The organism is Providencia sp. PROV080 (assembly GCF_033688105.1).
GTDB lineage: Bacteria > Pseudomonadota > Gammaproteobacteria > Enterobacterales > Enterobacteriaceae > Providencia > Providencia zhejiangensis.
The window spans coordinates 32,052-44,431 of the sequence record NZ_CP096347.1 but is presented as its reverse complement, the minus strand read 5'-3'; the positions used below and the strand labels follow the sequence as shown (position 1 = coordinate 44,431).

The following is a 12,380-nucleotide window of genomic DNA, read 5'->3' as shown; positions in this document are numbered from 1 at the left end:
AAGAGAGGGGTTGCCCCCTCCCTTTGCGTTGACTATCAGCAGTAACCGAACGATTCAGCGATTCTCACGAAAGGACGAGAGATTGCCCAACCAGTAGGGATACACAAAGCGATGATAGCGATTTCCATGATGTTGCTCCTAAGCAAAAAGGGGCAACATCCCCGTCGGGGTATGGTTGCCCCGATGGGTTTGAAAGTGTCGAAGATTACTCAGCGACAGTTATTACCAAACAAGTTCCTTGCCCTTACGAAGGTAAGTCGGGATTTCGAGATAATCCCAGTCAGGTTCTTGTTTAGCGACTTCTTGAACTTGAGTTACCTCAGGTTCAACGACTGCTTTGGCTTGTTCAGCCTTGGCAGCACGTTCTTTGATGACGGCCTGTACAGACCGCATTGCAGGAACTGCGAATTTGTTCCAAAGGAACAAACCGATACGCTGGAACACTTTAGCGAGAACGATGAAGGAAAAAGCAAATGCCTTCGCGCCTACGTACAGTGCGCCCAGAGATGCAAGCAGAACTACAATGAAAGTGATGATGTGCATGGTGTTGCTCCTATGTAAAAAAACAGGGGCAACACCCGAAAACCGGGAGAAGCCCCCGGCTTGGGGTTAAGTAATGCCATACGGCATAAGACTAGATGCTGTTTGTTTTCGGAGACCAGCTATCTCACCTATAGCCGCAGAGCGACTAAGATGATTCAAATATAGCTCACCTTTGCTAAACAGAAAACGCTGTAACTGTCCATTTTGGGCACTTCGAGAGGTCAGGTTACAGATTGACCGCATTTATCCTTTCCAGTGCGTTTATCTGTACCTCAAATTTAGGAGTATCTCTAATGGCAGAAGCACAAGTAGCACTGGACACAAACAACGACCGCAGCAACCACTACTCTCGCCCTGTTTTCAAGCAAGTTCTGAAAGTAAACAGCCTCCAAGCTCAGCGCGTCATGGAACGCAGCTTTGAGCGAGTTTCCAACTCCCTGTTCTCCATCGACGTGATCCTTCGCATCATCGGTGAGCAGGACGAAATCGACCAGGTTGAAACCGTCATCCTGGAACACATTTCCAAGGTCTCCGAAGACCTGGACAAAGCTACCGCCCAGCTCAACAAGCTGATGGAAGACAACGGCATCGACATGATGCCCGGCTACACCAACCCGAATGAATACACCATCGAGATCAACTCTCCTCAGGTTGCTCAGTTTGCACACCTGATCCGCAAACTGGATACCCTGATGGGGATCGTTGACACTCTCTGGCTGAACACCGTACTGACCAGCAAGCAGCGCACCGACGCCACTTACCAATGGCAGCAACGCCTCATCAAGCTGGCCGGTCGAATCATCGGCATCGAGAAACGGGCTCGCATTTCCGCCCACAGCAAAGGCAAAGAAGGTGAAGTGGCCGAAGCCGCTCCGGAATCTGCAACCGGCGACAAGGAAATCGCAGACGAAGCCGAGAAAACAAAAGCAGCATAACCCAGCCCAAACCTTTGCCCCTCGCCCGAGGGGCTTTTTTTTGTCTTTTATGGTTGCATTTTTTGATGCTGTGATATTATCGAAGTAAATCAGATTCAACTCAGGTAAGAACGGAGAACAACATGAAAAAGGCTTTAATCACCACCGTGGCTCTGGCTGTAGCAGCTCTATCTGGCTGTGCATCCACCAGCAGTTACGAACCCACAGCGTACAAAACCAATCACAGTCGCGCTTACAACATCGCGGAGGCCGGTGGCCTGGTAACAGGCATCCAAGACGCTTCTGTTCCGCGTGACAAGCTGGAGCGTCTGACCGACACCAAAACGTTTGGGGCAGCCTACGTGCTGTCTGGCTACATGTCCCCTCAGCTCGGAATGACCGACTGGCAAGGTGGCTTGGTCAACCTTGCGAACTGGGCTATCGGCCCCAAACAGCATGGCGCTCGCAATAGCTTGATCGCTTGGATGCCTGCTAACGAAGCAGTTTCACCGGCAGACGCTCAGGCCAAATTTCTTTCACATGTGAAAGTTTCCATTGAGTCAGCGCTGACTGATTTGGGTGCCAATTTCACGCTTCTGTATGACAAAGATGGTCGCCTAACCTATCAGTTCTACAAGAATGAATGGGGTTGCCCGACGTGGGTGAACGGACAAAGTAAGGTAGCTGACATGTGTTCCGTTAAGGTGAAAATCGTGGAGCCTCGCCTAGGGTCAGCTCCTAATTTTGTCTCTGGCGTTCAAGGTACAGCGTATGCCTTCACATCAGGCCATGAGACCGCATACAACTTTGTGAATGTCGGTAATGGGGCAGCAAGCCATGCTCCTCAGCAAGCGATCTACGCAGCTATTAGCAAACAGCTACCAGCTTGGGCCTACCTCTACCTTGCTCCAAAATCGGTTGAGCTGGATAATGGCGAAAAAGTTGCTTTCCCTTACCTTCTTGATCAGGGAAAAGCAGAGTTATTTGTTTACCCAGAAGCGTAATCAATCTACATGAGAAAGGGGCCGAAAGGCCCCTTTTTTTATCCACCACCACCAGTTGGCGCGCCTGTTTGAGGGTCTATGCTGTTTGTCGCCTCTTTTCGCTTCGCGTCAATATCAATCCCTTCCAACCGCTCCAACGCCCTTTCCTGAGCATTCTTCCGCGTCCCGTCAATATTGAAGTCATTCCCTGCTCCAGTCAGCGAGTCGAGATTTATTGAGGCCGGATCAGGGAATTTACCGTTCTGCTGTAATATCCCAAGCCACTCATCCAAATTAATTTTGCTCCAATCAATTTCGGCAATTTTATCTAGTGGAATCCCTTCACACTGAGGATTTTTGGGGTCTCCAAAGTTCTGCCCCAATTGAGGGCGAACCTGTTCTTGTATAATACGAGAGAGCGGAGAATTGAAGCAGCAATACGCTTCTCTTTTTTCAATACAAGCGCCCAACACCTTAGATTTACAATAAGAGCCTACATAGGTGCAATTCTTGAGCGCTCTTTTGGCGTTCATAGTGAACTCTTCTTCCTCGCACTTATAAATCATCTGGATCATCACCATCGCAACGACATAGACGGTATATATCGTCATGGCAGTGCTAAGCCATGTTGTCGCAGTCTCCATCATTGCTTCGGCAGCTTGTTCAGATGCTGCGGCAGCCGCCTGCTCTGTTGCTGCATCTTGGCCTGCTGATTTCATGACATCCATCATCACTTCTTTGACTTGCTCTTTGAGCTGGTCAATGAGTTGATCAACAAACTGCTCTACAGGCTGGAAGAACGAATCAACAGCACCTGAAACGTTCTCTATATAACTTGTGAACGGTTTTGTGACTTCTGTCCACCCTTGAAGGGCAGGTTCCCTAAGTACCTGATAAGCACCTTTAAGCGCATTACCATCAGTCAGCCCCATCACTGCGCCATCGAGCTTTGGAACGGCCATTATTAGGTTCAGATAATCGGCAAGAGATATATTGGTTGGCTTTTCACAGCAATCAGAAACTCCCCCAACAGCTATCTTGCATTCGCCAGCTTCCCCTGCAAAAGCAGAGCAAATAACGTTTTCATCCCCGGTAGGATTGTCATCCCCATCTTGGCCTGTGCAGCTCATATCCTGCGTCATGAATTGGGCTGCATTGAGCAACGCAGTAGCGCGAGCAAAATCAGTGCTTTGTGTTTTGGTCAAATCAAGGCAGTCATCTCCCATGCAGCGTATAGGCCCACCGCACTGGTACTCAGTTTCCTTTTCCAAGGTCGGAACAGAAACATCTGTACCACAGTCATAAGTATCCTCGTGGACGTAGCACGTACCAGAACTTCCCTGAGCACCATCAACACATTTGGAACTGATGAAGCCGCACTGAGGGTTTTCTTCATATTTCTGACAGCTATCGAGATTCCCGCCCGTGTTTACCGGACAGTGCGTTTCACCTTGAGGGTCTGTCCAGCAGTCCATTTGCCCCTTATAAAAGTCATAGTCAGCTTTAACTCGAACCTTTTTGCATAGTTTTGGAATACCAGGCAAAGGTGACGGCTTGAGTTGAGATTCGCAAACTTTGATCCCATTGATGACTGTGCAGCCCGTAGCATCAGTCGGGTCATCTATACATGTGATCTCGCCTTCCGCAAAACCATCTACAACCCCTTTGGCTGAATCCATGCAGCTCTGTGGAGCCCACTCATCCTTGGTAATGGCTTTTGATGGGTCATAGCGTAGCTTTATGCGGCCAAAACCCTCACCTGCGCCAGTTACTGAAACGCGGATCTTAAACGTAACAACATCACCATCTTTCACATTCTTGAAATAGGGAGTGACATCAATATTAGGGTTTCGCTCCCAACTTGTTGACAATTCACATCGGCCAGCCGTTTCTGGAGGGAAATTGCCGTCAGGGCCGGACCATACTTTAGTTTCCTGACCTGATTTACCAACCCAAACTTGCATGTAGTCATCCCACTTGGCGTACTCAAGAGTTGCAGACACTATGGCGTCTGGATTACTGACTTGGACCCGCGTGTATTCCTCATAAATCGAACAGTTGCCACTCCAGTAGTCGTTACCAACTCGGCCAATCCACAACTCAGTACAGCCTTCTCCACAAGATTTGAGGTTATATGGACCATCATAGTGCTTCACCACAGAGGCATCGTAGTCATGGACAACCTCACAGTCCGCGCTTTGATCTACAACACGCTGACACCGTTCATACTCTGGAATGTGGGCGTTGATAGTATTCTGATTGATGGTTGTTTCGGCAGAACAATCCCCAAAGCCACCTGCGATGAGGTCCATATCCTCATAGGTCTTTTTGCTTAGATTTAGTACAGGGTCATTACTGAAATCAGGGCGTGATCGATTAGAGGCATCGAGAAGAACCTTGTATGCCGCACCAGAGATTGATGGATTAGCACTATTGGCATCACTCCACAGCGACCCTTTTGCATTATTCCCCACGCTGTCCATGTCATCGCCAGAGTCGTAAATGCCTTGCAGACCGCCCACATCAGGTTTATTGGCATCAGGGAAGTAATAACTATCAGGTTTATTGTTGGTCCCGCTCGTTCCGGGGAATAGATCATTGACATTAATCTGACTCCCCCCGTTCATTTGGAATTGACCGTCTTTCAACGTCGGCATAGAGATTGTGCCATCTTGCACAGTCCCCGAGCTCGACTTGAATGAGTTTGAGAGGTTTTGTCCGAAAGCCTGGGCCTCTTTACCCACCGCTGTGATGTCCTGGTCTTGGCTACCGTTAGCGTAGGAATGTATCGGCAGCGCAGACATGGTTACTGTCAACAGCGAGGCCACAGCTTTCATAAAGTAATTATGACTTCGCATTGTGTTCTCCATTTCAACCTTCCCATGCTATCTGAGAAGACAAGGGCCACCTGTACGTGTAGTGGCCCTTTTGGGGCATAATCTAAAATGCCCGTGCAAATTCGTTAGGGTCTGCTCAATTGTTACAGCAATCATTCCATCGCCAGATGGTGTAAATAGGGTCTTGCCCAATTGCCGGTATAGTTCGCGCCAGACCCCACGTAAGAGTGGATTCGCCAATTACGTGAGATGAGTTTGTCTCTGGAACCGGATGCAATAGCGTGAATTTGTACTGCGTTTTGGGTAGTGTTGGGCTAATAACACCTCTACACATAGCCTCAGAACCCATTGTCTTCCACGCTAACCCCCGGCGATGCAAAGCAGCCAGAACCCTTGTGCTAAGAAGACTGCTATCGCGGATAACACCTTTTCCACCATTCTGGTTGCCACTAAATGGATACAGGGTGCCCCATGAACCAGCACACCAGAAAAGCTGTTTTAAAGGTTTTCCAGCGGTTGATGAGACAGCATCAGCAGTACACGCAGCCGCCGCAATTGGGTTTGCTACTGCCGCCGCCTCTGGATTGGTAAAAAAAGCGAGCTCATCATTGTTCCAGGTCGGGTCGAGCTCCGACATGTACATGATGTCGAGATCCATATACCCATCAGCATTACAGGTCTGCTTAATAAATAAATCGAGCATCACCAACAGAGGAAACGCATAGTAGTGATAGTGCATAAAAGAACCATCACCACCATCCATGTCTCCCATGCCATGATGCCCTTGGTTAGTCCTATCAAACGGGAACCTGACACCATTCAAGACAGATGAGCAGCCAGGCACTCTCTGAAATTCAACAAGCCGTGCTGGCTCCCACATAGAAGTGGTGACTCCAGGCCGAGGGACCCCTAGATTATCCTCGCACATACACAGAGGGTTGCTTACGGCTTCACTCGGGAATGATCCGCCTCCACCACTTATAGGAACCCCTGCTACTTTGATGGGAAAAATACAGCTCCAGCAGATGTCAGTAATCAGTTTTCCGCCGATTACTTCCGCATTCTGGCACCCAGGGTCAGCCGATACCGAACGAACCCAAAAGACCGCGCTAACGGCAATGACCCGTAGAATTTTTTGCATCATGGTAAGGCCTTTACGTAATTCAAGTGTTTCTCCATGACAGCAGGCTTCCCGTGATAGAAACCTTGTTGCCATGACAGTCCAAGTAATTTGGCGCTCTCCCCCAATGGGAAGCTCTCCACCTGCTCAGCAATGAGCTGTATGCCTTTTCGGCGGCAGTGGAGGATGGCCGAGTAGTCTTCAAGCGACCGCAGTCTTCTCGCGTCAAACTTGCAATAGTGCCAGTCATAACGACTCAGGCGCTCCAGCGAAGAGTTTTTGTCTCCATAGTCATCCAGCGCCAGCTCAACCCCTATTTCGGTAAGAGCCTCCCATCTCAATGCGAGAGAGGCATCCTGAATGCCCTCGGTAATCTCGATGACAAGCCGTGATGAGTGATTCTTAGCAATGTCGCGGACAACCCTCCACCACGCTTTGAAAATGACGTCTGATTGCAAAGTATGTTCAGAGACATTCAGAAAAAGAGCTGGGTACAGATCCAAGCAATAATGAAGGTTGTCCTGAATGAACCGTGCCATCTCCATATCCACCAGCCCCCAATAAGGAGGTGATGACAGAGAGGATGGTGTAAGAACCCGGCCTTCGTCGTACCAACGAGCCAGTACCTCAGCAGCGACAAACGAACCTGTGCCGACGTCTTTAATTGGTTGGAAAGCCGGGGCAAAAATCATTCACCGCCCTCCTCAGCAAGTTCGCGGACAACAAACTTCTTGCCTCTGGCAGTAATGACGCTCGGTGTGTGCTCCAGCTCGAACCGGGTAATCAGATCTGGCGTCAGCAGATATACCGGCGCGTCAAAGTTGTCGGTGACACTCTTGTAGGAATCCCAGCCTTTGTCTTTGTCGAACTCTGTGGCGATATAGGTAATCCGTTGTACGCCAGGTTCCTGCTTAATTTCAGGCAGCTTCTTGGCGAGCAGCTCCATTTGCTTTTTGTCCAGCGGGTCGAAAACTACGACCGCTTGGGTAAATGGCCGCGTTCCAGGCTTGCAAACTTCCTTCGGATCGCACAATGGGTTGATCACGTCACCCGCGTGAGCGAACACAGTGCCATCCGGAGTGCTGATGTCACTGGTGATCATGACGCTAGGGTCAATTTCTCGTGTTCGAGATTTTGGCGCTCTGGGCAGCTCATTGAAATTCTGCTTGGTCCAGAAGCGCTCTATAGCCTGTTTCTTCTTCTCTTCCCAGTCGATATTGGCAAGGCGTTTCTTGGCAACATCAATAAGGTCTGGCTCACTGATTTTCTCCACCGGCCCCTTAACGCCGAGATCGCCTTTTTCTCCGTTATCCACTTCCCGAGCCAACCATACCGGGTCGGACAAACCGGAGACCTGGGCGACGACGTTTGGTTGTTCGCCAGGCAGCGGCTCATCCTCCAGCATCACAATCGTGGGAACGGCTGTGATGTTGTACGTTTTGAACAACGTAGGGTTGATGATGATGTTCGGCACTGGGTCTTTTTTGGCCGCGAGCGCCTGAATAGCTTTAACTCCCTGCCCCAAGTTCATTCCTTCCGGGATGCCACGGAACACAATTACAGAATCAGGCTGGCCTGACACCGCCGTTAGGACGTCATCTAACCCCTGTTCGCCAAGAGACAACGAGGCGAAAACCAGTATCCGATGGTCAGAGTAGATACCCTTTTCAGCCTGTTTCCGGTGCATCTCCTTGAGCGTTGGGTTAGTAGTTTGGAGCTGCTTGAAAAATGCCTTGGCTTCGGCCTGAGCCTCGTCCATGTGTTGGTTTTGCAACAGAGATGGCATTTCCATCTTCTGGGCCTTTTGGGCAATTTGCTTTCCTTTCTCAATAAGCGCCTTATCCTGCTCTGTGAGCGGAGACTCTTGAGCGTATGCCCCGCCAGCCACAGAGAATATCAACGCCACCAGAACGCTCTTAGAACAGGGGATATGCGCGGCCAATGATCTGATCATTTTTCACAGTCCCCCAGTAACGTGAGTCGAAGCTGAATGGGCTTTTGCCCATAAACCAGTAGTTATTCTCTTTCAGCGTGGTCTTGCCGTAAAAGTGGCTCTCTGGCAGATGTAGTTTCCCTGCGAGCTGGAGCCCCTCTCCGACGACATCACCATTGACGGTGATCTTCCACTTATCGTTGATCTCGACTTTATCCCCCGGCATACCGGTGAGGATTTTGACCATGCGAGTCCCGTCCTTGTAGAAAGGCTGCATGTTCTTGGCTTGGAAGGCGTAAACAGCTCCCCTCTCCAGAGTTTGGTCGTTCAGATCAATGAGGAAGAAGGTGTAACCCGGCAGGCACTTCTCCTGTTGTGGATCAATGCCAATACGGTAGCGGCTGGCAAAGGCCGCACCAGCAGCCCAAAGAACCAGTAGTGTCACACCGGCCTTAACCCCGAAGCGCTTCCAGGATTCCTTTTTGACGAAATACTTCTTGAGTGGAAAATTCATTTCAGCACCTCATCAGGGAGGTACACGTCACTTGGAGCACCGACGACAGCACTTGCGTCAAGGACCAAATAACCTGCGTCTTTCAACTTCAAAATTGCGTCATTGGTCTTGACCATCAGTCTTTCAACTTCCTCCTGAGAGGCACCAGCGGGATACGCCGACGCCACTTTAGCGAAGTCAACCACGACCACTGGCGGGGTTTGATTCAAACGCTGATGGATGCTTGCCGTTTGTTCGCTCATCACGTAGTAGCTACCGCCGAAGCCACCAGCGGCACCGAGAATGGCGGCGATTGCGATTGATTTAATGTCCATTACTGTCTCCCTGGTTATGCAGCCTGCTGACGGCTTCGCATCACGGCCTTGATTGCCTCAGGAATGCTCATGCCTTGTTTCACAAACTGGTCGATGGCGTTAACGTCCACCGGATCGGTCGAATAAAGCAGCTTCTGGAAGTCGCCCACTATCAAGCGTCCGACGCCCATGCCGCTCTTCGATTTGATAAAGATTTCTGAGTACACGCCCTGGATGGTGTGTACCGTCTTGAGGGTGTGGAACCCGCCCTCTGAAAGGGTCAGACGACCGCTACGTTTAACAGATTCCACGGTTTCTTCGGTTTGGCCGAGCAAGTACATGCTGGCCGAGTTCTCCGCGATGGCGCGGCCCACTGCGTTCTCATAGAGGTCGTTGATGGACTGCGTTGCAATGACAACGGAGCCACCGTACTTACGGAATTTGCGGTAGGCATGTTCCATGAAGACCGAGACCTCGCCCTCTTTGAGCAGGTCCCAGGCCTCATCCACGATGACGACTTTCTTGCGGTTACGTTCACCCAGGAATACTTCTTGCTGGATCTGGTAAATAAGCTGGAGCAGTACAACCTGACGCAAGTGCTTACGCCCTTGCAGTTCATCGAGCTCCAGTACAGTGAACTGGTTCTGGAAGCTGACGTTGTTCTTGCGAGAGAAGTATTTCCCGTAGCTACCTTTCGACGTAAAGGCGTAGAGCTGCTGACCAATATCCTTGAGGCGCTGGTCGTTTTCTTCTTCCAGACAGCGCTCAGCGATGTCGTCAACCTTCATCTCTTTACCTTTCTCTTCCCACAGGCGAGAAAGGACCTGTTTCAGCGCAGAGATTTGCCATTCATCCAGCAAGCCTTTGGCCGACGCCATTGCACAAACGAGGCTGACAATCGCGTCTTCTTCGTCCTCGTAGTTCTGTATGAGCTCGAACGGGTTGAGGCAGACGTGCGTTCCTTCTTCAAAGTGAACGAAGTCGCCATTGAGCATTTCCGACAGCTTCTGGTAGGACTTACCGGCATCAATAACCCAGACCTGAGCACCCTCGGACAAGTAGGAAAAAATCAGTTCGTTGGTAAGGAACGATTTACCCGAGCCGGATTCGGCTGCGATCACCAGGTTTTTGTTGGTATTACTGTCGTGAAGAGACAGACTCATGAGCTGGCCGTTGCGGGAAATCAGCGCTGCATGATAGGTCCCGGTCCCCTTCCATTCCCCAAACACCGGCAGGACCACAGCCGCCTGCTCGGTTGTCATGGTCTTGTAGCGGAATAGGTCTCGCACTGCATCCCGGTCTGTACAGAATGGCAGGCAGTTGAGGAACATCGGCAGAGCAACGAACTTATCCTCCATCAGCTCGAACCGAGATTCACGCCAGATGTTTCGTGCGGCCATCGCCGCCGCTTCAACACGTTCTTTGGTTGGAGCAAATAAAACCACCGAGTAGGTGATCTTGACTGGCTTAGCCCCCTCTTTCATGGACTCATAGAGAGTGTCGAAGCTCTCCTTTTTGTCCGCCAGCACCGGCACGAATTTGAGCATCGGCCCGTAGGCTTGGTTTACAGTGAACTGGCGTTTGCGCTCCAGAGTGTTTTTCGTGCTTTCTGCCTCAGGGAAAAACACATTGGTCACAACCATGTAGTTTTCTTTGATGCTGGAGTTGCCGCCGCTGAGATCCCCGGCATAGGTCAACGCATCACCAAAGTAGAAAACGTCAGGCAGCTTTTTCGCTGACATGACTTTCGCGTGGTAGTCCCCCAGCCTGATGCCGTTCTTGCTGACTTCCACATCAGTGCCGTAATCGAAGATTTGCTCGCAGATGGGCTTATCCATCTCCCAATCCACAGAGTCATGTCGCCATGAAGCATCCGGCCCCCAATTCAGGATGGTGCTCATGATCCGGATGTAGTTCACCGCCGTCATTGTGCGGGGACGCAGACCAACGGTTTGAAGCGATGATTCGACCTTCGTGCGAAGCTGTGCGAGCTGCTGGAGTTCGCTTTCAGTCGGGTTATTGTTCTTGATGGGGACTTTGCACGTAACGAACAGCTTGAGGTCTTGGATCAAGCCATTGTCGTAGATACCTTTGTTGGTCTTGGCAAATATGCGTTCTGTCGTGTGGTGCTGGAGGAAGTTAATCCGTTCCTTGATGACAGATGTCAGCAGCTCGTGACGGAAGCCATCACGCAACCCCATCATCCGGTACATCTCCTGATTGATGTCCGGGGAGCGGAACAGAACAAACTGGAGCGTAGTCTTCGACGGGAACTCCTGATTCAGGAAACCGTTCATTCGCTCCTGAACTTTTTCATCGGCACCACACAGGGGCTCACACATGAAACCAAAGCCTGCACTGTGGTCATCCATAAGGAAGACATGATCGTCTTCGTCATAGGCCAGGACAGGAATAATCCCGGCAGCTCGCAAGTGCTCCGGGATCAACGTTTCTTCGAGTTTCTTTTTGATGGTTACGATCATTCAACACTCTCCAACCATGATTTCAGGTTCTTCGGACGTCCTTTGCTGACACGACCATCCGGAGCAACCACGAACGGAACGCCCTCAATCCCAATGAAATGAGCTGTCAGCAGCGTTTGATCGTATTGGCCGGGGTCGCAGGTTTCTTTTGAAGGAAGGGAACCCAAGGTGTTGTTCATCAGCGCATCGAGCGCGTGGGTTTTGTCTTTCGCGCAGTACAAGTTCTTTGCCAAGCGGTTGGACTCAGCACCCAGAGCAGGAATCACGATAAATTTAAAGGTGTAATCATCCACCAGCGATTTGGCATCACCCATGAGCTGATGGCAAACCGCGCATCTAGGATCGACAAAGACCACCACCTCTTTGTCACCACGCCCCATCGAAACGGTGTTCAGCGTGTCCACATCCATGCCCATGCTCTTGAAGTGGATACGCTCCGCTACATCCCTCATTTGGGACATCGTGTTGAGGGGCTTCTTGCTCCACAGGTCGTAGATTTGTCCTGAAATAACAAATCGCCCGTTTTCAGAGAGGAACATGATCTGCCCATCACTTTGGACGGCTCGAACCCCTTTGATGGGTAGCTCTACGATGTCCTCTATCTTCGCCGCTCTGGGATCGGTGATTTCCAATTTCGATGACGCATGAGCCGTGCCGGTAATAATCCCGAACACCATCAGCGCCCCGAGTAATTTTGTCCGCATGTCTATCCCCTAAGATTGGATTACTGGATGCTGGGCAGTGTATCCGGGGGAGGGAA

11 protein-coding genes are annotated in these 12,380 nt (G+C 50.5%); 2 read left to right on the top strand and 9 right to left on the bottom strand.

Annotated features, from left to right (window positions below; all coding sequences use genetic code 11):
* Positions 1–222: 222 nt before the first annotated feature.
* The gene (locus M1F03_RS19005) at positions 223–543 is read right to left on the bottom strand and encodes a hypothetical protein (protein WP_000547566.1); all 321 of its coding nucleotides are present in this window, start codon (positions 541–543) and stop codon (positions 223–225) included.
* 293 nt (positions 544–836) lie between these two features.
* On the opposite strand from M1F03_RS19005, the gene M1F03_RS19000 reads away from it, so the two are divergent.
* Positions 837–1,478: a hypothetical protein gene (locus M1F03_RS19000; RefSeq protein WP_000796664.1), complete on the top strand. Its 642-nt coding sequence runs from the start codon at positions 837–839 to the stop codon at positions 1,476–1,478.
* Positions 1,479–1,834: 356 nt separating this feature from the next.
* Positions 1,835–2,461, top strand: coding sequence for a hypothetical protein (locus M1F03_RS18995; RefSeq protein ID WP_228130981.1), 627 nt, complete (start codon positions 1,835–1,837; stop codon positions 2,459–2,461).
* Between the two features lie 38 nt (positions 2,462–2,499).
* Here the strand turns inward: M1F03_RS18995 and traN are convergent, their stop codons facing one another.
* The 8 genes from traN to M1F03_RS18955 all read right to left on the bottom strand — a co-directional run bounded on the left by traN (position 2,500) and on the right by M1F03_RS18955 (position 12,324).
* Positions 2,500–5,298, bottom strand: a complete 2,799-nt coding sequence (gene traN / locus M1F03_RS18990) for a conjugal transfer mating pair stabilization protein TraN (protein WP_001256487.1) — start codon at positions 5,296–5,298, stop codon at positions 2,500–2,502.
* A gap of 115 nt (positions 5,299–5,413) precedes the next feature.
* A complete protein-coding gene (locus M1F03_RS18985) occupies positions 5,414–6,421 on the bottom strand; it encodes a TraU family protein (RefSeq protein ID WP_000983283.1) in 1,008 nt (335 codons plus the stop codon).
* Entirely contained in the window at positions 6,418–7,089 is a 672-nt protein-coding gene (locus M1F03_RS18980) for an EAL domain-containing protein (protein WP_001337754.1), read from the bottom strand. Before M1F03_RS18980 ends, M1F03_RS18985 begins: the two co-directional genes overlap by 4 nt.
* Positions 7,086–8,351, bottom strand: a complete 1,266-nt coding sequence (locus tag M1F03_RS18975; RefSeq protein ID WP_000621288.1) for a TrbC family F-type conjugative pilus assembly protein — start codon at positions 8,349–8,351, stop codon at positions 7,086–7,088. The genes M1F03_RS18980 and M1F03_RS18975 overlap by 4 nt, the downstream gene beginning before the upstream one ends.
* Positions 8,314–8,844, bottom strand: coding sequence for a S26 family signal peptidase (locus tag M1F03_RS18970; protein ID WP_001010738.1), 531 nt, complete (start codon positions 8,842–8,844; stop codon positions 8,314–8,316). Before M1F03_RS18970 ends, M1F03_RS18975 begins: the two co-directional genes overlap by 38 nt.
* Positions 8,841–9,158, bottom strand: coding sequence for a hypothetical protein (locus tag M1F03_RS18965; protein ID WP_000351984.1), 318 nt, complete (start codon positions 9,156–9,158; stop codon positions 8,841–8,843). Before M1F03_RS18965 ends, M1F03_RS18970 begins: the two co-directional genes overlap by 4 nt.
* A 14-nt stretch (positions 9,159–9,172) precedes the next feature.
* Positions 9,173–11,620: a type IV secretion system protein TraC gene (traC, locus tag M1F03_RS18960; protein ID WP_000637386.1), complete on the bottom strand. Its 2,448-nt coding sequence runs from the start codon at positions 11,618–11,620 to the stop codon at positions 9,173–9,175.
* The gene (locus M1F03_RS18955; protein ID WP_001259347.1) at positions 11,617–12,324 is read right to left on the bottom strand and encodes a DsbC family protein; all 708 of its coding nucleotides are present in this window, start codon (positions 12,322–12,324) and stop codon (positions 11,617–11,619) included. The genes traC and M1F03_RS18955 overlap by 4 nt, the downstream gene beginning before the upstream one ends.
* Positions 12,325–12,380: the final 56 nt, after the last annotated feature.

Bases quoted from the DNA above. Each gene is read 5' to 3' on its own strand.
- M1F03_RS18965 (WP_000351984.1), bottom strand. From the start codon at position 9,158: ATGGACATTAAATCAATCGCAATCGCCGCCATTCTCGGTGCCGCTGGT.
- traN (WP_001256487.1), bottom strand. From the start codon at position 5,298: ATGCGAAGTCATAATTACTTTATGAAAGCTGTGGCCTCGCTGTTGACA.
- M1F03_RS19000 (WP_000796664.1), top strand. From the start codon at position 837: ATGGCAGAAGCACAAGTAGCACTGGACACAAACAACGACCGCAGCAAC.
- M1F03_RS18970 (WP_001010738.1), bottom strand. From the start codon at position 8,844: ATGAATTTTCCACTCAAGAAGTATTTCGTCAAAAAGGAATCCTGGAAG.
- traC (WP_000637386.1), bottom strand. From the start codon at position 11,620: ATGATCGTAACCATCAAAAAGAAACTCGAAGAAACGTTGATCCCGGAG.
- M1F03_RS18955 (WP_001259347.1), bottom strand. From the start codon at position 12,324: ATGCGGACAAAATTACTCGGGGCGCTGATGGTGTTCGGGATTATTACC.
- M1F03_RS18995 (WP_228130981.1), top strand. From the start codon at position 1,835: ATGTCCCCTCAGCTCGGAATGACCGACTGGCAAGGTGGCTTGGTCAAC.
- M1F03_RS19005 (WP_000547566.1), bottom strand. From the start codon at position 543: ATGCACATCATCACTTTCATTGTAGTTCTGCTTGCATCTCTGGGCGCA.
- M1F03_RS18980 (WP_001337754.1), bottom strand. From the start codon at position 7,089: ATGATTTTTGCCCCGGCTTTCCAACCAATTAAAGACGTCGGCACAGGT.
- M1F03_RS18975 (WP_000621288.1), bottom strand. From the start codon at position 8,351: ATGATCAGATCATTGGCCGCGCATATCCCCTGTTCTAAGAGCGTTCTG.
- M1F03_RS18985 (WP_000983283.1), bottom strand. From the start codon at position 6,421: ATGATGCAAAAAATTCTACGGGTCATTGCCGTTAGCGCGGTCTTTTGG.